Source organism: Candidatus Nitrospira salsa (assembly GCF_965152625.1).
Window position 1 is genome coordinate 706,805 of the sequence record NZ_CBCUCO010000004.1, and the last position, 21,252, is coordinate 728,056.

18 protein-coding genes and 2 pseudogenes are annotated in these 21,252 nt (G+C 47.1%); 7 read left to right on the plus strand and 13 right to left on the minus strand.

Annotation, left to right across the window (positions count from 1 at the left end; all coding sequences use genetic code 11):
• Positions 1 to 29 precede the first annotated feature (29 nt).
• The gene (locus ACWQXP_RS17370) at positions 30 to 260 is read left to right on the plus strand and encodes a type II toxin-antitoxin system HicB family antitoxin (RefSeq protein WP_454064122.1); all 231 of its coding nucleotides are present in this window, start codon (positions 30 to 32) and stop codon (positions 258 to 260) included.
• Between the two features lie 433 nt (positions 261 to 693).
• Here ACWQXP_RS17370 and ACWQXP_RS17375 read toward each other — a convergent pair whose 3' ends face one another.
• Positions 694 to 1,176, minus strand: a complete 483-nt coding sequence (locus ACWQXP_RS17375) for a nucleoside deaminase (protein ID WP_454064123.1) — start codon at positions 1,174 to 1,176, stop codon at positions 694 to 696.
• 150 nt (positions 1,177 to 1,326) lie between these two features.
• On the minus strand, positions 1,327 to 1,611 hold the full coding sequence (locus ACWQXP_RS17380) for a DUF6883 domain-containing protein (protein ID WP_454064728.1): 285 nt from the start codon (positions 1,609 to 1,611) through the stop codon (positions 1,327 to 1,329).
• Between the two features lie 461 nt (positions 1,612 to 2,072).
• Here ACWQXP_RS17380 and ACWQXP_RS17385 point away from each other — a divergent pair.
• Positions 2,073 to 2,309 (plus strand): annotated as a pseudogene (locus tag ACWQXP_RS17385) (integrase core domain-containing protein); the annotation flags it as partial.
• Positions 2,310 to 2,323: 14 nt separating this feature from the next.
• Here ACWQXP_RS17385 and ACWQXP_RS17390 read toward each other — a convergent pair.
• The 7 genes and pseudogenes from ACWQXP_RS17390 to ACWQXP_RS17420 all read right to left on the minus strand — a co-directional run.
• Positions 2,324 to 2,567, minus strand: a pseudogene (locus tag ACWQXP_RS17390) (transposase); the annotation flags it as partial.
• A 120-nt stretch (positions 2,568 to 2,687) separates the two neighbouring features.
• Positions 2,688 to 4,424 carry an AIPR family protein gene (locus ACWQXP_RS17395; RefSeq protein WP_454064124.1) on the minus strand — a complete coding sequence of 579 codons (1,737 nt, stop codon included), beginning with the start codon at positions 4,422 to 4,424 and terminating at the stop codon, positions 2,688 to 2,690.
• A gap of 1,261 nt (positions 4,425 to 5,685) precedes the next feature.
• Positions 5,686 to 5,832 carry a hypothetical protein gene (locus ACWQXP_RS17400; RefSeq protein WP_454064125.1) on the minus strand — a complete coding sequence of 49 codons (147 nt, stop codon included), beginning with the start codon at positions 5,830 to 5,832 and terminating at the stop codon, positions 5,686 to 5,688.
• Positions 5,829 to 6,062, minus strand: a complete 234-nt coding sequence (locus tag ACWQXP_RS17405; RefSeq protein ID WP_454064126.1) for an addiction module protein — start codon at positions 6,060 to 6,062, stop codon at positions 5,829 to 5,831. Before ACWQXP_RS17405 ends, ACWQXP_RS17400 begins: the two co-directional genes overlap by 4 nt.
• 259 nt (positions 6,063 to 6,321) lie before the next feature.
• Positions 6,322 to 8,262, minus strand: a complete 1,941-nt coding sequence (locus ACWQXP_RS17410; RefSeq protein ID WP_454064127.1) for a DNA gyrase/topoisomerase IV subunit B — start codon at positions 8,260 to 8,262, stop codon at positions 6,322 to 6,324.
• A gap of 53 nt (positions 8,263 to 8,315) precedes the next feature.
• A complete protein-coding gene (locus ACWQXP_RS17415; protein ID WP_454064128.1) occupies positions 8,316 to 10,739 on the minus strand; it encodes a DNA gyrase/topoisomerase IV subunit A in 2,424 nt (807 codons plus the stop codon).
• Positions 10,740 to 10,898: 159 nt separating this feature from the next.
• Positions 10,899 to 12,350 (minus strand): M23 family metallopeptidase, encoded by a 1,452-nt coding sequence (locus tag ACWQXP_RS17420; protein WP_454064129.1) that lies wholly within the window; start codon positions 12,348 to 12,350, stop codon positions 10,899 to 10,901.
• An 806-nt stretch (positions 12,351 to 13,156) separates the two neighbouring features.
• Here ACWQXP_RS17420 and mreB point away from each other — a divergent pair.
• Positions 13,157 to 14,194 (plus strand): rod shape-determining protein MreB, encoded by a 1,038-nt coding sequence (gene mreB, locus ACWQXP_RS17425; RefSeq protein WP_454064130.1) that lies wholly within the window; start codon positions 13,157 to 13,159, stop codon positions 14,192 to 14,194.
• On the opposite strand, the gene ACWQXP_RS17430 is transcribed toward mreB, so the two are convergent.
• On the minus strand, positions 14,180 to 15,358 hold the full coding sequence (locus ACWQXP_RS17430; RefSeq protein WP_454064131.1) for a PQQ-dependent sugar dehydrogenase: 1,179 nt from the start codon (positions 15,356 to 15,358) through the stop codon (positions 14,180 to 14,182). The two genes, mreB and ACWQXP_RS17430, sit on opposite strands and share 15 nt — an antisense overlap.
• 126 nt (positions 15,359 to 15,484) lie before the next feature.
• Between ACWQXP_RS17430 and ACWQXP_RS17435 the strand changes: the two genes are divergently transcribed.
• The 3 genes from ACWQXP_RS17435 (at position 15,485) to ACWQXP_RS17445 (ending at position 16,709) form a co-directional block, all read left to right on the plus strand.
• Positions 15,485 to 15,679: a hypothetical protein gene (locus ACWQXP_RS17435; RefSeq protein WP_454064132.1), complete on the plus strand. Its 195-nt coding sequence runs from the start codon at positions 15,485 to 15,487 to the stop codon at positions 15,677 to 15,679.
• Between the two features lie 112 nt (positions 15,680 to 15,791).
• Entirely contained in the window at positions 15,792 to 16,001 is a 210-nt protein-coding gene (locus ACWQXP_RS17440; protein WP_454064133.1) for a hypothetical protein, read from the plus strand.
• A 252-nt stretch (positions 16,002 to 16,253) separates the two neighbouring features.
• On the plus strand, positions 16,254 to 16,709 hold the full coding sequence (locus ACWQXP_RS17445; protein WP_454064134.1) for a hypothetical protein: 456 nt from the start codon (positions 16,254 to 16,256) through the stop codon (positions 16,707 to 16,709).
• A 331-nt stretch (positions 16,710 to 17,040) separates the two neighbouring features.
• Here ACWQXP_RS17445 and ACWQXP_RS17450 read toward each other — a convergent pair whose 3' ends face one another.
• The 3 genes from ACWQXP_RS17450 to ACWQXP_RS17460 form a co-directional block, all read right to left on the minus strand.
• The gene (locus tag ACWQXP_RS17450; RefSeq protein WP_454064135.1) at positions 17,041 to 19,164 is read right to left on the minus strand and encodes a hypothetical protein; all 2,124 of its coding nucleotides are present in this window, start codon (positions 19,162 to 19,164) and stop codon (positions 17,041 to 17,043) included.
• A gap of 931 nt (positions 19,165 to 20,095) precedes the next feature.
• Positions 20,096 to 20,464, minus strand: a complete 369-nt coding sequence (locus tag ACWQXP_RS17455; RefSeq protein ID WP_454064136.1) for a SnoaL-like domain-containing protein — start codon at positions 20,462 to 20,464, stop codon at positions 20,096 to 20,098.
• Positions 20,465 to 20,639: 175 nt separating this feature from the next.
• Positions 20,640 to 20,867 (minus strand): FmdB family zinc ribbon protein, encoded by a 228-nt coding sequence (locus ACWQXP_RS17460; RefSeq protein WP_454064137.1) that lies wholly within the window; start codon positions 20,865 to 20,867, stop codon positions 20,640 to 20,642.
• A 118-nt stretch (positions 20,868 to 20,985) separates the two neighbouring features.
• On the opposite strand from ACWQXP_RS17460, the gene ACWQXP_RS17465 reads away from it, so the two are divergent.
• The gene (locus ACWQXP_RS17465) at positions 20,986 to 21,246 is read left to right on the plus strand and encodes a hypothetical protein (protein WP_454064138.1); all 261 of its coding nucleotides are present in this window, start codon (positions 20,986 to 20,988) and stop codon (positions 21,244 to 21,246) included.
• Positions 21,247 to 21,252: the final 6 nt, after the last annotated feature.

The following is a 21,252-nucleotide window of genomic DNA, read 5'->3' on the forward strand; positions in this document are numbered from 1 at the left end:
CGTGCCTCTTTACGACTTCTCTTCATCCAATGTTCCTTGCCATTCGGCTTCTGCTATCGTCGTGCGACATCAAGCAATTGAAGATATCTATAGAGTATCCGATCATCGTCCAGCCAGACCAGGAGGCTGACGGATTCGTGGTTTCTTATCCGACCTTAAAGGGGTTTGGTTCCCAAGGAGAAACTGAGGAAGAAGTCTTGAGCCATATCAAGGATGCGATTAAGACCTCCCTGAAGAGCGTGGAAGATCCCAAGCGGTGAAACAAACTCAGAACCGTAGGACGAAGCTTCCGCACGTTTCGAATGACCGCGTCGTGCGGGCACCTGAACGCGCTGGTTTGTGCGTACTTCGAGAAGGCAAACATGTCTCCATAACTGATGACAAATATCTCGTCATGATTCCCCGTCATCACGTTATCAAGACCGAAATGTTGAAACAATTCCTTTAGGGCAGCCAAGGTTTCCCCCGAACACTCCCGGGATCTCCTTTAAGATGTCCATCCATGAGTGGAATTCTTGAACTTCCTCATATTGAAAGTTTTCGACCTAAATTCTGGAATAGAAAAGTCCTGACTCAACCAAAGACGGGCCTGCCTTTCATGGTGAAAAGGTAAAGAGGTAAAACTAGACTTGCCCCATGCAAATCATATTCAGAATAACTGGCAATTTGTTACTAAAGTAAGAATCGAGAAACCTATGGCTTCAAGCGGCGGTGATGGGCCGCCTTAAATAAGGCATTGCACTCGGATTCCAGAAGGCCTCCAATGACCTTGGTCTGTCGAAATGGGGTACGGCGGGCCACCTCCTCGGCTCGAATATCGATTTGCCGCCACCCGTGTTGTTGGAGAAAAGGAATCGAAGTTCCAAAGTAGACGGTGGAAATCCCGGCCCACTCGATAGCACTCTGACACATGGGACACGGTTCCGCTGTGGTATATAAATCGAGTGTTGTCCAATCAATGCGAACATGGGCAGCCGCACAACGATTGATGGCATCGACTTCTCCGTGAAAGGTAGGATTGCGAGAAGATCGGTTAAACCCTTGGGCGAGGACCTGTCCGGTGGCGTGTTGAACGATTATGGCCCCAAAGGGATGCTGGGGTACTTTCTGCGCCATGACAATAGCCAGGCGCATATAGTCATCCGGACTCATGTGCTGTGTCGGTCTCTTAAACATTTTCTGCATATCGTATTGTCAGGCCATGTAGTCATCACATCGAAGTCGCTTCAGTTGTCGCTCTACCTGTCTCTCAATAAAAAATTGCCCATTCAGGCGTGAGGCCATGTTTCCGATATTTGGGCTTATTGCCAGAATCCCAATCAAATCCTAAAACCTGTAAATTGATCTTATTCTAAGCCTATTTTTTTGTCCATACGTTTGTCCTGCGAGCCAGTGTTTTAAATCAAGTCTGACCCCTAATAATACTAGTGAAGTTGATAATGTAGCACTATGAGTTGACTGGATTTTAAAGGGAGGGTCGCATAGGTACGGCCAATTGAAATCCATGGCAGTGAAAAACGACGCTTTCCCAAAACTGTCCGGGTGAGCCACATTCAGAAGGTAATCCCTTACCTTATCGGGATCGACACGGGCATGCTCTCCATTTGGGATGGTTCATTCCAATGGTAACACGTTTGACTATTTAATCCTGAAAGAGCAATCTGTTCTCCAACTAACTTCTATAACCCCAAAATAATCTGTATGAGGTTCCGCGTAGACTTTTCTTTAAAAGGCTTTCTGCAATCCCTTTCCCCTACGTTGGTCAATAGACCCGAGTGAGCGGCGGCAATGCTCGGGCTTCGGGGTCCATCTTTTCGTAGTGATCAATGTTTGGCTTGGACAAGTCATCTAAGTCCATGAGAGTCGGTGGAATTGAAGAATGCTCCGCTTCCTAGCGAGCATCCTTTGTAAAGCCTTCCATACTCATGTAGAGCCCTTTATCGTCCTTGTGTCGTCCGCCGACAAAGCTTTGAATTTCTTGGAATCCATTGACCTCCTACCCTACTCGAAGACCTGGCGCTATACCAGTGTCTCAAATATATAAAACTAGATTTGACCCCTTTTTCATCTACCACATTCAGCCCGGTCGCCCGACGCAGAACGCCTTCATTGAACGGTTTAATCGGACGTATCGGACTGCAGTCTTGAATCTCTATCTTTTTCGGAGTTTAGAAGATGTGCGGGAGATCACGGCCGAATGGATGACGATCTATAATGAACACCGGCCTCTCGAGGCCTTGCAGGGGCAAGCCCCCTGTAACTATCACAAATCCACACTAGAAAACTCTATTTATGATTTGTCCGCTTGACGGGGAAGCTTACACTCCGACAACATGTGTTTATCCAACGAGAGATCGGCCACCAGGCGCTTCACTCGTGTATTCTCCTCCTCCAGTTGCCGTAACCGTCGGAGTTCTGATACTCCGAGATGCGCATATTCTTCTTCCACGCATAGAACGTCGCCTCACTCACACCCAGTTGTCGACAGACATCGCCGACAGGCGTGCCCGCTTCACTTTGCATAGGGCATAAATGACTTGCTCCTCCGAGAATTTGGATCGCTTCATCAGGCCCCTCCTGTCGGGTCGGACCACCGAAGGGACCATCTTACTCCAGTCTTAAACTGTCGTCGATTTCAGGGGAGACGTCACACTGATTAATCCCCTGATTTTTTAATAAAAGACAAACTAAATAGCAGAAGCACTTGGGAACTTGGAAATAAGTTTCTTTGATAAAAGCTCATCAAATTTTCCAGATTTGGAGATCGAAGTTGTATTTTGAGTTCTAGATTCAAGTTTAAATTCTTCCACACATCCTTTTATGAATTCAAACGTATCATTAATGATAGTCTTGTCTATTTCCTCAATCTTTATTTGAGATATTGCAGATTTATTGGCATGTGACATTTTACAAAGAAAAGAAGGAATCACACGATAAATATGATGAGAAAACAATCTTGCGTAACTTTTTTCAGGCTTTTCTAACAGATCATTTTTTATGAAGTCTGATACTTTCCTTGAAATCAAACAACAGTTTAAATATGCCTCAAAATCCAAATCTTCAGAAAATATTGCATTATAAGACTCTTCAGTTTTGATTAAAGAAGTAGGTTTTGCTCTAGATTCCCCTGGCTTATAGTTAATAATTGCGTGTATTGCTTGGGCTGCTCCTTGAATGCTGAAAATTTTCGAGGAAGGCTTTCCTTGATTTTTATAATAATTTTTTCGTCGATCATAGTAATATCCTTTATTTGAGAAATATAGTTCGATTCGTCTTTGAATATCGTCAGTCGCCCTTAGTAGTGCAGGGTTAACCGGGTTTTGCCGATTTGTCGCAGAAATAATCTTATCTATAGTCTGTTTGTCACTACTAACAATTATCTTCACCAAGATCGCTCTTGAATCTAATTTTTTGGCATCTGGTTCGTAAAACTTTCCGATTGTATAAGATGTTTGTAAGCCATTTACGATTTGAGCATCCTTGAGCATTAGAGTCTTTCCAATTTGCCCCACATTTGATGCAATTATGGTAATACCATTATTTAACCACCAAAAATCTCGCTCCAAATCCTCCGACAATGTTTCTAGAATTTTTTTATTCACGTCAACGTCACCCTGAAAGTGACGAATATTTTCTTCAAAAATTAACTCTCGTAGCGAACCATCTCTATCAGTAAGGAATTTAAAATATTCTGGAATAGTAGCTACACCTATATACCCAATGGATCCTTCCGAATAATCAACTGATACTGGAGTTTCTTTCAAATTTAACTCTATTTCAGTTTGGGGCCGTGAAGTATATATCTCCAACAATTCCTTTGCACTGAAAATATTGAATGCGACTTTACATGGGATTACTTTTTCTTTCGTGGCGCTTTTTATGAGGTTTTTCTTTGAATGATAGGGTTCTGTCTCATTCTTGTTTTCCGCAAAGCAAGAAACAAAAAACTCAATTGCAATTTGAGCATTCTTTATCACTGCTTTTCGCCAAAGTCCTCTAAAGATCATTATTTTCTCAACTAGTAATGGGTTAAACGACTTTTCGAGTCCTTCTTCATTTGTCTCTAAATCAAAAAGTTTCTGAATTGAAATATGAATTTTATCTAGTACGTCTTCTTGGAAAGATTTTTTGTTTTTGACCTGTCCTATTATTAATTTAATGCAGCTTGATTCGCTCAATTCAATTAAATCGATTTCATCGTCTGACAGTATTGGGGAATCGTCTACTAACGTTAAAAGACAATCGATTCCACCATCCTGTGCTCCGTCCACAATTGAACTTTCAATATCTTCTACTGATAAGTTCGATTTTTTTGTGACTTGTGAAATGGAAAACAACTCAAATAAGTCATCTTGGGGAAGACTTAGTTCATTGTTTTTCTCAAAATCTTTAATGCAATCTTTAAGTAAGATAGAGTTGTTCATCCTTACTCCCATTCCTTAAAATAGGGTCGCGTCTTGTGTTGATTAATTACTATCCCTTGTGGCAAAGCAAAGGTGCAGATAGATCGTTTCACGATCATTCCATTTGCTGAACTTTATGTGGATCGCTCTCTATTTCGAGTCATCCGCCAGAGTTGAGAGCAGTCATGTACTTTGTTATTCATCAATGATTCTTAGCCATGCTATCCAACCCCTCAAAAAAAGTACAGAGGTTAATGAAGCCAGATAAAACTTGATTGATGCTTAGGACACGGTCCAGGTACGCACCATTCGAACTTGGTGTCGGTCCTTCATTGAATGCACAGAGACAATACCGATATGTCTATTACAGGTGTCCTAAGTAGACACGGTAGTTCCAAGGGCAAAACGCACAATCTATGCAACCTCCCTTGCTGTCAGGCGTCTTCTGACAATTCGATTACAGGTGTCCTAAGTAGACACGGTAGTTCCAAGGGCAAAACGCACAATCTATGCAACCTCCCTTGCTGTCAGACGTCTTCTGCCAATTCGATTACAGGTGTCCTTAGACACGGTAGTTCGAAGGGCAAAACGCACAATCTATGCAACCTCCCTTGCTGTCAGACGTCTTCTGACAATTCGATTACAGGTGTCCTTAGACACGGTAGTTCGAAGGGCAAAACGCACAATCTATGCAACCTCCCTTGCTGTCAGACGTCTTCTGACAATTCGATTACAGGTGTCCTTAGACACGGTAGTTCGAAGGGCAAAACGCACAATCTATGCAACCTCCCTTGCTGTCAGACGTCTTCTGACAATTCGATTACAGGTGTCCTTAGACACGGTAGTTCGAAGGGCAAAACGCACAATCTATGCAACCTCCCTTGCTGTCAGACGTCTTCTGACAATTCGATTACAGGTGTCCTTAGACACGGTAGTTCGAAGGGCAAAACGCACAATCTATGCAACCTCCCTTGCTGTCAGACGTCTTCTGACAATTCGATTACAGGTGTCTAAGGTGATAAAGCACAAGGATATACTGCAAATGATAAAATTTATGGGTTCAGCCGTACTTTAGGTTGAAGAAGGAATTTAGAAATATTCAAAGAAGGGTCTGTGGGAAGGCTGATCTCTCATTTGACTGGGCTCGGGTTTGCCAATAACCAGGCTGGCGGTGTAGATGCATGACGGCAATAACTTCGATACATTCAGAATTTACACGAAAAATAATGCCGTATGGAAACCGAGGCAGCTTACATTTTCGAATATCTTTCTCAATAGCTTGCTAGATCTGGGGCCGCCGTTGGATACGCCGTAGGGCATCTTCTAGTGCTTCTAAGAACCGTTGTTCAAGCCCCTGTTGTTTTTCTCGATAGAAATCTGCAGCAGCCTCAACCTCTTTTATAGCTTCGGCCTGCCAGTGGAGTATCATGAAGGGAATTTTTTACGGAGATTCGCGAGCACGGTATCACCATCGACTAACACAGCTTTTCCACTATCAATCTCTTCACATCGACGACGAATCTCGTTCGCCCATTCCTCTGAGATGGAGAAATCTTCCTCGAAATCCAAACCTTCAAGGAGAGATTCGGCAACAAAGGCGCGGGTCGTTGGTTCTAACTGCATCGCCTCTTCTATGATTTTTGGCGGACTAGGCCTCATAGATTCGTCCTTCCGTTACAGAGCCTTATACTCACTTATGATACTGTGGATTATCCTATCATAGTCATGCTACCCAACCGGTTGAAAAAAGTACAGGGAATCAGCGCGGGAACAAATGGTCTACCCGAGTGCCAATCACAGAGATACGAGATGGGTTGGAACCATGTTGATATGTCCAACCAGGCTTCTGGTTCCGCCTCTGGGAAACGTATAGGGAGAGACGTTGTTTCTCCTAACTCACGTTTCACGCCTCACGTCTTTACACATCCAAATCATCGGCTTGTCCGGCGTTGGCCATGAGGAATTCGTAGCGGGCTTCGGTTTTCTTGCCCATAAGGTCGTGGAAGATACGATCCGTGGTGAGTTCGTCCATGAGTTCGACTTTTAACAGCCGTCGTGTCGAGGGGTGCAAGGTGGTTTCTCGAAGTTGTTGAGGAAACATTTCCCCCAGCCCTTTGAAGCGGCTAATGGTAGGATTGGCGTTACTGCGGGCATGTTCCAGAATACGGACTTTTTCTTCGTCGGTTCCAGCCCAATGCACTTCTTTGCCAATTTCAATTCGATAGAGAGGCGGTTGTCCAATAAAGACATGTCCCTGCTTGATCAGGTCCGGCACATGCCGAAAGAAAAAGGTTAAGAGGAGGGTGCTGATATGATACCCATCGATATCGGCATCCATGAGGAGAATAATTTTATGATAGCGCAGTTTCTTGACGTCAAAGTCTTTGCCGATTCCGCATCCTAGTGCTTTCACCAGATCCGCCAACTCTTTGTTTTCCACAACTTTGGCCAAGGTTAATTCCTCGGTGTTGAGGACCTTTCCGCGGATCGGTAAGATGGCTTGCGTTTTCAGGTCACGTCCCTGTTTGGCAGTCCCCCCGGCAGAATCACCCTCAACGATAAACAGTTCGCTGATGGTGGGATCGGTGCTTTGACAATCTGCTAATTTCCCAGGAAGATTGAGCCGATGACTGACGGCGGATTTTCGCATGACGGCTTTGGAGGCTTCCCGTGAGGCTTCCCTGGCACGGGCGGCAAGCACCATACGGCCAACGAGTGATTCCGCGATAGACTGGTTTGCGTTGAGGAAGGTTTCCAATGCCGGGCGTAGTGCGCTATCCGTTACACTCTGCACTTCTGGATTATTGAGACGTTCTTTGGTTTGTCCTTGGAACTGTGGATTCAAAATCAAGACGCTGAGTACGGCCGCCAAGCCTTCGCGGATATCTTCGGCTTGGAGGCTGACGCCTTTGGGAGTCAAATTATGCGTTTCGATGTAGTTCCGAACCGCTTTGACGATGCCGGCGCGGAGTCCGATTTCATGCGTGCCGCCGTTAGGGGTGGGGACCCCGTTTACGTAGCTTCGAATAAACTCAGCCGGTTCATCGGTCCATTGCAGCGCGACTTCCATGCCGAATCCGTTGCCATTTTCCGCTTGATCGCCGGTTTGTTTGAGTTTTCGATCTAAGTAAAAGACAAAATCAGCCGAAGGTTTTCGTCCACGATCTGTGACGAGTTTGACCAGATACTCTTGAATGCCTTGTTCGTGTACGAAGCTGTGGGTTTCGCCAGAGCTTCCGTCCTTAAAGGTGAGTTTGAGGCCTTTATGAAGATAGGCTTTGGCTTCCAACGTGTCTTTCAGTAAGACTGGATCGAAGAGTATCATTTTTCCAAAAATAGCTGGATCTGGACGGAAATACACCGATGTGCCTGTCCCCCGAGCCTGGCCGATTCGTTTGACTGGACCTTGGACTTTGCCGGCTTGGTAAGTTTGCGACCATTCCTGTCCGTCTCGTTTGACTCGTACTTCGAGATGACGCGATAAGGCGTTCACGACAGAGGCGCCCACACCATGGAGTCCTCCTGAGTGAATGTAGCTGCCCGTCTCAAACTTTCCCCCGGCATGCAAGGTGGTCATGATAATTTCCAGAGCGGATTTTTTAAATTTGGGATGCTTCTCGACTGGAATTCCGCGCCCGTTATCCGTAATCGTGATGCCATTGCGAGCTTTGTCGAGTTCGACGAGAATCGTGGTGGCGTGACCATTGATGACTTCATCAATGGCATTATCCAAAACTTCCCACACGAGATGATGGAGGCCCGTTTTGTCTGTGCCGCCGATATACATTGCCGGTCGACGTCGAACCGGTTCAATGCCTTCTAGCACAACAATGTCACTTGCGTCGTATTTTTTAGCCATGGATAAGCTCTTTAAAGAACATCGAGGTTTGGATGAACGTGTTGACGAACCATTTAATTGGTCGCCTCTGTTAGAAATTCAGGTAATATTGCTTCTGGTATTTCGGCCCCACTCAAACTTCCTCGACGAAAGAGGGGGTGGCCTTTTCCGCCACGGCTCACCGATTGATATTTTTTAGATGAGACGGACAGTTTCGATCCATCCTGTTTGAGCAGGACGATTTGATCGGTTTTGTCTTTCAGGAGGCCGAAGGCCACAACGCGATCGTGTTGTTCTAATTTAATCACGATCACACCTCGTCCTGGACCTGAAAGGAGAGAGACGTCTTCTGCCGGGCACAGTTGCAGGCGACCGCGTTGGGTCGCCACGGCAACGTTCGATGCGTTGAGTAAGCCTTCGAGGAATCCTATACCCACGACTTCTTCGGCGTCTCTGACTTTCATGAATTTTCGACCCAATCGGGTTGACGGCTCTAGAAAGGTGCTCAACTCAAAACGGACGCCCATTCCTGTTGAACTCACCGCCATGGCTTGGCCAATCGAGGCTGATCCGTCTTGGTCAGTTTGCTCAAAGAGTGGTAGCGATTTGGCCTTTTTCCCTTTTGTCTGGACTGGTTCGATTCGTCGCATGCGTGGATCTAAACTTAACGCTCCGATGATGCGTTCTCCATCTTTGAACTTAAAAAGTTTTTGTGCCGGGTCGCCATATCCACTTCGTGCGGGAGGAATATCTCCGATACGTATGGTGTAGGCGCTGCCGTAGTTTGAGAAAAAGACGATATTGTCGACTGTGCTGCCGCCGAGCGCCAGCATAAGTCGATCACCTTCTCGAAGCCGGGCTTTTGACAAGTCTTTAATGAGTCCGACACGTCTAATCCAGCCATCTGTTGAGACGGTGAGGATGGCATTTTCTCTCACCATGTAGGCTTCCGGATCAAACTGGACTTCTTCGGTTTGGCGTCTGCCAATTTTCGTCCGGCGCTTATCGGTGTAGGTGTTGGATACTTCGGCCAGTTCGTCTTTGACCACCGTCCAGAGTCTCGGCTTGGAGGCCAGTAAGGCCTTGAGCTCTTTTGCCTGTCGACGCTTGTCGCTCAGCTCGTCCAACATTTTCTTAATTTCGGTACGTGACAATTTGTAGATCGCTGTTTCGAGAATGGCCTCGGTTTGTATGGCATCAAGATCAAAGCGTTGCTGGAGTTTTTGTGCTGAATCGGCTTTGCCGTCACTCTGCCGAACGATTTTCAGGACTTGATCAAGCGCGTCAAAAATAATTTTAAATCCGTTGAGGATATGAATGCGGCGTTCAAGGACCCGTAAGTCATACTCGTACCGCCGTTTGACGGTGTCGAAGCGAAAATCGACAAATTGTTCCAGGATTTGTTTGAGATTCAGACAGTCGGGCCGTGAGGCCGACGTCCCGGGTGTTGGCACTAAGCAGGTGAGATTCACCGAGAAATTGTTCTGTAACGGAGTATTCTTGAACAGATAGGCCATGGCGACATCGGGGTCGGCACCTTTTTGCACCTCGAGTGCAATGCGGACATCCGTCGTGGATTCATCTCGTACATCAAGCAGCTGCGGGATTTTACGTGCACCAACGAGTTCCCCAATTCGTTCGACAATGGTTGATTTGTCGACGGCAAAGGGGATTGAAGTGATGATGATCTCTGGTTCTCCTTGTCCGCGCGACTCTACGGTGTATTCGCCACGAAGTCGGACTGAGCCATGCCCCTTCTCATAAATTTCACGAATGTCTGAACGGCTGTTAAGAATTTCGCCTCCAGTGGGAAAATCCGGACCCTTCACGTGTTTGAGCAGGTCGGCAATCGAACAGTTTCGATCATTGATGAGGGCCACAGCTGCGTCGATGACCTCCCCCAGGTTATGGGGCGGGATGTTTGTGGCCATGCCCACGGCAATGCCGGTAGAGCCGTTGACTAGCAGATTGGGAAAACGAGAAGGAAGAACGAGGGGTTCCTCGGCTTTTCCATCGTAATTGGGTTGAAAATCAACCGTCTCTTTGTTGAGTTCTGACAACAGGTCGACGGCTGCCGGAGCGAGTCGGGCTTCGGTATATCGATAGGCGGCTGGAGGGTCACCGTCGAGGCTCCCGAAATTTCCATGTCCATCAACAAGAGGCAGTCGTAAGGACCACGACTGCGCCATGCGGGCCATGGCATCGTAGACGGCTGAGTCGCCGTGGGGGTGCCATTCACCAATGACGGAACCGACTACTTTGGCGCTTTTAATTGGTGGTCGATCTGGTGTCAACCGATGATTGTGATACATCGAAAACAGAATGCGTCGTTGGACGGGTTTTAAGCCATCACGAACATCGGGAAGGGCTCGAGACGTAATGACGGAGAGGGCATAGTTGAGATACCGCTGGCGTGTCGTCTCATCCAGAGGGACCGAGGTGATAATCTCATCGATGCGAGGTTTGGGTTTGGTCTTCTTGGATTTCGTTTTGGCCATTGCTGTGTTACTTGAACATCTGGAAGGGCATCATCGTATTTGAAGGTCATCGACTGAGGTATCTATAGCGAATCCAAATACGTTCCAGCTGGGCATATCAACTAACTCAGCGCGATAATTCATTTCAAATATGCGGAATTTATTTAAACCGGCTATAGGTTACGGGGTTGCGGGCGGAGGATTGAGGCCAGGTCTGGGTCCAAGGGCATTACTAGGCTCTGGTTGCTCCGGTTCAAGAATGATCTCAGGTGGTGCCTCGAGGCTGAGTTTATCTCGAATACGGGTCTGTACCCAATTGGCATCCCACCATTCGGTTGGGTTCACTTGTTCTCCATGCAACACCAAACTGAAGTGCAAATGATCCCCGGCGGCGAGGCCCGTTGTACCTGAACGAGCAATGATTTGTCCAATGAGCACGGCATCGCCGGTTTTGACGGAAAATGAAGAAAGATGTGCATAGAGGGACTGCAGACCATAGCCATGATCGATAATGATGGTGTTGCCGTAAATGCCCAGGTACCCGGCAAACAGCACGACTCCATCGTTGGACGCTTGGACCGGATAATGTTTGGTGACGGCGAGATCAAAACCTAAGTGATCTTGTGTGTCGACGACTTTATTTTTATACACATAATTTCGATGGTCGGCGAATGACGCTTCAACTTTTGAGCCAGGGAGTTGGCGAAATGCTTTTGTCCAGAGAAATGCCGCTTCACTCTGTTTTGAAAAGTCTCGAATCGTTTGATTATTTATTTGTCGAAGCTGGTTATTGACCATGACAAAGTTTTCGAGGTTGGTACTTTGTTCCGGCAGCTCCGGCGTTTGGGCAATGATGGGCAAGACTGTTTTTTCAATAAATGAATCGGAAATCCCGATACGTCGAGTCCTCCAGGCCTTTTTCTTGACGCGGAGGTCTACGTCCAGGATCGCGGTATTACCGACGGCATCCTGCGCCGTGAGCTGAATCGGTGTATTCGATTTGGCGTTGTACGGCATGGCTATGAGGGCAAACATGCCGGAATCGTCAGGCATGGGATAGCCTGGGAAAAAAGCCGATTGGATCTTTACTCCATGCGTAACGGCATCAGGTGAGGCTCGGTATCGGACAACGCCTGAACCTCCTTGCGCGATTGAACTTGGAGGTGAGAGCAATTCAAGGCGTGGCGGACTGAACTTGGGGGTGAAGTCCTGGGTGATTCGGTGCCGATTGCCTTCGAGGAGATTACGCCAGGAATAGTCGCGAGCGGTGATGACAAGTTTCGCATCACCGGGTTTTCTCGGAATGGTCTCGTCTTCATACGGCGTCACCGTGAGTTCATAGTCGTGTCGGGTGCCTCCTTCGGCGGAGAGCAGACCGTGCGAGGAAAACGATTGTTTATCAAGCACGTAGGTTTTCAGATTATGCACGATTCGAATCGAAATATTACGCAAGCCGGTATCAGGATCAGAGATGCGAATAGACAGTGGAGTGGAAGGACCAACTTGATCAAATGGCTGGGTGATGAGGATCTCCGGTGGGGTGATATCTCCCCATCGCGATAAGCCAACGATGACCAGATATGTGGTCATCAGTACAAGAGCAACCAGAATAACGAGAAATTTTTTCGACACGCGGATGCAATGACCTTTGTGTAGTTATATCAATATTTAGAGGAAGATCTGAAGGAAATTAGCAAATCCATTCGATAACAGAAGATATGCTTGGACACGATGGTGGTGAGACAACGCGTACGTCAATGTCTCCGACCTTAGTGATTCAACTATCCTTCTTTATATATTCGTTATAGGTATCCAAGTCTAGCCGAACCGTCCTTAGGCACGATAGTTCCTATGTTTAAGAGCGATCCATGGACATCCTACGCTGTAGTAACATTCCTTCTGAGGTGTGATCACAGGCGTCAAAACAGACCCTGCGCCATCACACGCACCAAATGTTGGAAATATTGGAACGGCTATATTTTCCTCTATCTACTTATACCATACGAAGGGTAGAGAGCAAGATAATGACGATATTTTCTCAAAGAGCGGTGAATGTTTAGGGCCTGTTGTGTTTTCCCACTTCACCTCTTGACACCAGTGCAGTGATGTCATAGCCTGTGCAACCGCTTGGTTGGTATGGACTCATCAACGAGACCATCATAGAATACTAGAGAAGTGTGATAAGAGCGAACACCCGCTTGCGTCGCAACCTCGTCACAATCATTTACTGTTGATCGTTAATGAAATCGGATCTCATGGATGAGCTGATCCGCTCTTTTCTCCTTTCCTTATCTCAGTTATTTCCTATTTCGTCTTCATTTTTTCGATTTTCAACCGATTATGACATTACGGGTACGATTGTGTGAGTTGTGGGACATTCCGAGGAATGGATGTAAACAACGAATGATGTGGATTGACATTCTCAGGAAGGAGATGCCGTGGGACTAGCAGGAGACTTTCTCGGATGGTTTTCAAGTGATTTGGCCATTGACCTTGGTACGGCCACGTCATTGGTCTATGTACGTGGAAAAGGCATTATGCTCAGTGAGCCCTCGGTCGTGGCGATTGAGAAGCAAAGTAATTCTGTGTTGGCGGTGGGAGCCGAAGCCAAGAAAATGGTTGGTCGTACGCCGGGGAATATAGTTGCGATACGGCCGATCAAAGAAGGCGTCATTGCAGATTTTGCCATGACGGAACGGATGCTGCACTATTTTATTACCAAAGCGCACAACCGAAACTCCTTTGTCCGGCCACGATGCATTATCGGAGTGCCCTCGCGGATTACCGAAGTTGAGCAACGGGCAGTGCGTGAGTCGGCGACACATGCCGGGGCGCGAGAAGTCTATTTGATCGAAGAGCCGGTCGCCGCCGCCATTGGTGCGGGTCTTCCGATTACCGAGCCTTCGGGTAATATGGTCGTGGATATTGGAGGCGGAACGACCGATATTGCGGTCATCTCATTGGGTGGCATTGTGTGCAGTGAATCGGTGAAGGTAGCTGGGGATCAGATGGATGACGCCATTATGAGCTATATTAAGCGACGCTATAATTTGCTGATTGGCGAGCATATGGCTGAAAAAATTAAAATAGAAGTCGGATCGGCTTATCCATTAGAACAGCAAAAAACGATGATGGTGAAAGGGCGGGATATGATTTCAGGGATTCCCCGTACGGTCGTGGTGAACGATGCAGAGATTCGGGAGGCCTTGGAAGAACCCATTCACTCCATCGTTAATGCGCTTCGAACGTCATTGGAAAATACTCCGCCAGAGTTGGCCGGTGATATTATCGACCGAGGTGTGGTGATTACAGGTGGTGGGTCGATGCTCCCGGGTTTGGCGACGCGGTTTCAGGAAGAAACCAATCTTCCCATTATCACGGTAGAAGATCCGCTGACCTCAGTGGTTCTTGGGGTGGGGAAAGTTCTGGATGAAGGAGACCTCTTTAACAAAGTCTCGCTGTTAAGGCCCAGTTGATTTGGTACCTGGAGTGAGTTTGTGAATAGATCCATCATAGCCGAGGATATACAGTTCACCGGTTTCATCCTCTCCAAGTGATGGAATCTGCAAATCCGTGTCGAGAAGGACTTTAAACGACTTGTTTGCGTATCCAAAAATTTCTCCGCTACAGAAGTCTGCGAAGAGATATGTGCCCTGAAGCGAGGGCATAGTTTTCCCGCGATACACATAGCCACCCGTGACGGAGCAGCGCCCATTATCGCCATTGGCATAATTCAGGACCGGCATTGTCAGCTGTGTTGAGTTCTGGCAGCCTTGCTTTGGTTGAAAGCAGTGTTCTCCTTCCATCAACCGCCAGCCAAGGTTTTCACCTTTGTTGACCTTGGTGATCTCTTCCCACGAGTTTTGCCCAACGTCTCCCGCCCATAGCTCTCCGGTTTGGCGATCAAAGGAAAATCTCCACGGATTTCGAAATCCAATTGCATAGATTTCTGGCCGCCCTCCGTTTTTGACGTATGGATTATCAGCGGGGATGCCATATGGGTCACCTTGATCAATATCGATACGAAGAATTTTTCCAAGTAATTCCTTGGAGTTTTGTGCACGATTTTCCGGATCGCCTCCCGCGCCCCCATCTCCCATTCCGATGTAGAGATATCCGTCAGGACCAAACGCCACCATGCCGCCATTATGGTTTCCGTAGGGTTGGGGCATGACGAGGAGGATACGCTCCTTCATCTCAGCTTGATCAGGAATGGCTGCACGGTGATATTCGGCAATGACCGTGGCTTGATCTTCTTTACGGGTATAATTGATGAACAATCGTCCGTTCTTGGCGTAATTCGGGTGAAACGCTAAGCCAAGTAACCCCCGCTCTCCTCCAGTTGACACCTTGCTGGAGATATCGAGAAAGGGTTTTGGGAGGAGTCGTCCTTTTTCAAAGATGAGAATTTTTCCATCTTGTTCGACGATAAACAGTCGATCGTTACCTTCTCGGGTGTGGGTTACAAAGATTGGTTTATGAAGCTGATCTGTGATGAGAGGCGTTAAGGCAAATGGAGCTGTCGATGTTTCAGGCGCTGCGGATAATCCCATGACGGGAGAAGAGCCCAAAGCGTAAACAATAATGGAACATGCCAATCCATGTAGGAAAGGCCAGCTTTGAAGGTTGAAACGTATCATATTCAGGACTCCAGGATTGCGCACCGAAAGGTTGCCTTGGTATAAAAAGGGAGTTTAGTTGATCTTGTCACATTTCATCCCTTGGCGTGTGTGGCTATTTTTATTCTATTGAAATAACAACAGACAATGATTCTTAAATACGAAAACGATGTGTTAGATGAAGAGCATTCTGCTGGACATTTTTACCATGTCTGTCAGGGAAGGGTCCAGGAGAAAGAATTGCCGGTCCCGCCTCCTGATGAACCATATGAATGTCCCGATTGTGGTATTGATCTTGAGCAAGAAGACTTTTTGCTTGCTCAGCAGCGTGGGTGGTCCTGAATTCGCTGCTCGTCTCTTGTCGCTTGCATCTCGTGAAACTTTCTCCTAGCCTTCGACGAAATACGAGCAACGAACGACGAGATACGAACCAATTGCATGTGAGGTAGATGCTATGGCTGGAAGTGTTGGTCGAAAAACTGTCAAGGTTATGCGGGGCATCATGATGCTTTGCCCGATTTGCTTTGAGTCCGTTCATGAGGAAAAGCTTGTGGATGAAAAAAACTATGTCGAAGATCATGAAGCCTTCTTTGATTTAATTTGCCCAGGGTGTGAAGATATTAATCGTCCACTCATCGATGATATGCTGGGTAGTTCAGAGTAGCCCGCGAGATCCCTTCTTCTCTTTATCGAACCCCTCAGTGTGGTATGGCCCTTCATATTTCGCCACATCCTCTTCGTGATTCTGCAAGAACATTTATGAGGAAATGGCTATAGGTTTCATTGAGTTATGTCACTAGTCCCTTCCTCCAAGTTCTACATGAACGACACCTATCTCTACAGTTTTTCCATTAACTGACCGAAAAGAACTATAAGGGCAAAAGTTTGGACCAACCTTCAGCAAAGGAGGTGCCGAATGAGAGGCTCCATTCCTTTTTTTACAAGGTCTGTTGTATCAGGAGGCGTGATTCTTCTGTTGATCATTCTGCCGCTTGCGAGTATTGCCTGCCTGAATATTCCTAATCCCGAAGAGTTTCAAGTCGATCTCCCATCTGAGAGTAAACTCCTGCCGAATGGTATGATGGTCGTGGTCTACAGTGACTCAACCGGTGAACGACGAACCCATATTACGATCCATCGCGTGCTTCGGGTATTGCCAGGCCGGTATCCATCCCTCCCAGAGTTACGTGATCCGCAATATAAAATCATGGAAACTGATGGAACCATTGGCCCGATGACCTATCTCCTGAAGGCCAATGCGCTCTATTATGGTGAAGGGACAGATTCGTTGGGGTTTCCTCAGAAATCTTGGATTGATCCAGAAGAAGATGGACTCAATGGCAATGAGCATTCCGTATCGCTTGTCGGATAGCTGGCTCAAGAGAGTGAACGGGTGAACGAGTCAACGAGAAGTTTTTCGATGCACGTCTTTTCGTATTCCGTGTTTGCTAGGAACATCCTCGAATAGGAAGCAAATCATACAGCGCTCTCTCCCTCGCTGCTCTTTGCTTGTCTCTACACATAAAAGATGCAACCGCACGTCCGCTCAGGGTAAGGACGTTCTTCATTGTTGATTGTTCCTCAATTTTCGGCATATTCAACCTGACAGTTCAGTCGTACTGCCGGTGCAACCGTCCCCATCATAAGAAAAATCATCAGTGGGGACGGTAGCATTTGTCTAAAGCCTAAGATTTTTTCACGCTTTATCCTCCTGCAGGGGCAATACGGACAAAATTGAGTATCGTTTTAGTCTTCCCCCCGTTGCGCGTAAGCTGAATGGAAAGGTTTCCATCGTTCACAGTTACTGGGAAATCGGTGATTGTCAGGAATTCGTTTACTTGAGTCGTGACATTGTGAATGACAGTCTTTCCTTCGACCACGATATGATGCGGCCCTTGGCTATAACTAGGATCGCCACTGGCTAATGAGACGACGTAGCTACCATTGGCGAGGTTGTACTGCCAAGTGACAGAGTTGCCGGCGTCAAAATGAATAAAGGAGTCTCGAGACTGATCGTTGAGAAAATTTTGATCGCGGGTATTGACCCGCGTTGACCAACCATATCCCTGAGAAGCGTTAAAGACGGAGCCATCATCTTTTAGGAAACCTGCTGGCGTGGCAGCTGTGCCAGGTTGAAAGTTGATGGCAACGGTTGGGCCACCTGGCGGTGGCGGTGGTGGTGGGTTTGATCCCACGGGAGCAATGCGGACAAAGTTGAGAATGGTTTTCTTGCTCGTGCCGTTTGGACGCGTGAGGCGAATCGTTAATTGACCATCGGCAATCGTCACGAGATGATTCGTAATATTTACAAATTCATTGACCTTGGTAGTGACATTATTAATAACTGTGACTCCCTCGATTTGGACATGATGTGGTCCTTGTGGCCAGGAGGGATCGCCACTCGCAAGCGACACATGATACTGGCCATTGGGAAGCATATATTGCCAGGTGACAACGGCACCTGTGTCAAAGTGAACCAACGTATCGAGCGACTGGTTGCTTGAACGATTGCGGTCTCGTGTATTGACTCGTGTTGACCAGCCATAACCGCGAGAAGCATTAAAGACGGAGCCATCATCTTTTAGGAAGCCTGCTGGTGTGGTAGCTGAGCTAGGTTGAAAGTTGATGGCGACTGTTGAGCCATCTGGCGGGGGCGGCGGAGAATTTGGTGGAGGCGGCGGAGGATTTGGTGGAGGTGGCGGAGGATTTGGTGGGGGTGGCGGAGGATTTGGTGGGGGATGCGGCGAGATCGTTCCACCCTGACTATGTTTATAGATCCAGACTTCTGGATCGCTGGTGACCGCTTTTGCGTACATGACCACGCCATAGGTACTTATGGGGATCACAACGGAATTGGAAATATTCTTGGAAGAATTATTAAATATATTTGGTCGTCCTACATCGTTGACAGTACGCCACCGGTTTGTCAAAAAGTCAAAGGCGTGGAATTTCCCCATGTTGGTCAGAACAAGGAGATCTCCGGAATCCGGATCAGCGGTGATAATTGCTCCCGTTTGCTGTCCTGCGTTGACATGAAGGGCAGAAGGCGCGTCGGGTCGTTGGACTACTATTCCCGTTTGGTCCATTGTACACCATCTTCTTGGAGGAGTGCCGCTTGAAGTGTTGCCTCCTCCAAACGCCAATTCTCCTCGCAATGGAAGATAGGTTGCAAAGGTGTGGTATACACCGGTGGTCCCGAAACAACTCACCTTTTTCGTTATCAAACTCCAATTGTCGGTATCGGGATCGTATTCGCGAATGTTGCCCGAGGTTCCATCCGCGATAACCCAAGTGCCGCGCTCTGGAAAATAGTCTAGCGATTCAGCGACGTTGCCGGTGTTGGAGGTAAGACTGACGAGCTGCCAGGTATTGGTGGTACTGATTGTTTGACGTATGGTTAGATTATAAAACCTAGTCATTGACGGCGTTAATCTAATGTAGCCTAAAGTTCCCGTGCCAGCATCAAGCGCGTTATGATTGTATCCATGACTCCACGTGGCATGAGGAAATCCTGGTATCCGCCCCCCTTCTTTCCATGAGTTAGTCCCATCGTCATACACATGGAGTTTACTGGAACCAAAACGGGCTGCCGCCATGAAATAGACGCGACGGGTAACGGGATCCCACGTGCCTTCTCCCATTGCGTCAAGCGTCGAAATGCTACTGTTTTGACGGAAAAAACTGGCTGGTGGGCTTGATAACTGTGCCCATGTGCCGGGAGCCACGTCATCAGCGGCCGTACTCAATTCTGTGGCGTGGGAGTGAATCGGGGACAAGAGTCCAACGAGGAGACTGCTGAAAAGCACGATGATAGATAAAAAAATCATGATATCGTTCCCTTCTGCGGAACGGCGGGATGAATGCTTCTATCATGTCGCGGGATAGTCTAATGATCCACCAATCGCCATTGCTTAGGAATACATGATTAAACATATGAATGTGAATGCCTCGTCCATTTTTTAGAATGAAAAAACAACACAATTCTATATTTTGGCTCCTATCAAGGTGTTCCACGATATGTAGGCTTTATAGGTCTCAGTATGACATCCCGGAACAATTTATTTGTCAATACTACAAAGTACGTAGTATTCGTGTTGCTTGATTGCTGAATGGCAATTCGTGTGGTCATGCGAAGGTCGCTTTGTTTTGAATGCCATTGTCGCCATCTGTGTACCTATGTGGGAGAATGCGTTCATTTTGCGACTGGCCGGATGAACTGTCGCCTAGAGTTCTCTTTCTGATTGAACTAGACTTGGACATCTTTAACCTATTGGTCAGATGGCATATGGAAAGATCAACGTTGAAAGTCCGTGAAGAATGCAAGGCCTTCCACCCTATCGTGTCCAAGCCTATTCGCTTGCATGCAATTGGATTCGCTATGGGCACAAGAAATTTATGACATAAAACGATTTGCCTTTTTGGATAGAAAACGAGTTGCACCAAGGGAGTTGAGGTGAGCGTAAGGACGAAGAGACTGATGCACCGAATGCGAGAGATGATCTATGTCGAGAAGACAATTCGATTTAAAAACGAATTCGTTCCCGTGGACGCATGGTTACCTTGATAATCTTGGATTGGTCCAGACGAAGATGGCTCAATGAGGATAAGAAGGTGTGTTTCGGTTCTTGCCGTCTCGTCATCCTACGCTTGCTTAAGATGACCTGCGGAGACGAACGCTAAGACACCATTCGCACCCACTCTCTGTGTTTATGACAGTGACTTCCAACGAGCGGGTTGTCAATGGAATGTTGATCGGCCCTACTGTGCGGCGTAGAAAAATTCTTCCTTAACAATTTTATCCTCTTCAACAGTATACAGCCCGATTTCTTCAATCGTCATACGTTTTCCCGTGTGCTTTGGTGTGACCTCAAACTTAAATAATACGGCAAAACGATTTCCGTGGGGAAAAGGCCCAGACACTTCCCCATCATGGACTTCGTGGTTTTCGACCCACCAAGTATTTTTGCCTTTTATAGCGTCGATTCCGGTTTGAGTCTGTTCCATGCCGGGCATTGCACAGGCTTCGATACTGACAATGTTAGGGCTATAAAACTTTTCAATGGCATCCATATTTTTACCTTGTTTGCAAAGCGCAACGAGTTCTTCTCCGATTTGAGAGGCAGACATGATTATGAGTCCTCCTTTTGTGACATGCGGAAAAACTTCATCGCTCGTAATCCGTTTGGTGTTCTGGGTATCTCGGAATAAGCATATGTTCTGACAGTGCTTCTTTGACGAGATACGATTCACGCTTGCGCGCCGGAGCGCTACAGCGCGCAGGCACGAACAACGAATGACGTTGTTAATTGAGTGAGCACGACCCCGGACCGCGCGGATCCCCGCATGAACCGCAAGCTTCTGGGTCTTCTCCCATGGCATATCCTCCATCACTCCCACCAACGGCAAACGCCGATAATTGCTTCTCCAGATTCTTGGCCTGGCAATTCGGACATTCAGGAATCATGGATCCCTGGACAAGAGAGTCGAAATGATGGGAACATTCCTGACAAATGTATGAGAATATTGGCATGGGCTCGAGACCTCCATTTTTATCATCGTAGAGGATATTATAGGTAAGGCGCTTTGTCGCTGACAATAAGAAGAACTTGCCTTCAATCTATGGATATTCGAATTAAGGGGATGAATGTATGTATCATGAAGACAAGACATTTACCGTATCATTTAGTTTAGAAGCACATTTTCCTGATGACTATGAGGGCGATGAAGATGAGCAAGCCTGGCTGCACGACTGGGAATCGCGAGTTATGCCGGATGTCGTCAAGTCAATCTTTACCACGCTGAGAAAATATCCTTCGTGGTCTGCTCGCGTGCGCAATCGTGGGATTGCGCCAACAGAAGCGATTGAAATTGCATTAATCAAAGATTACACCAAACCTGTCAATCATTGAGGTTGC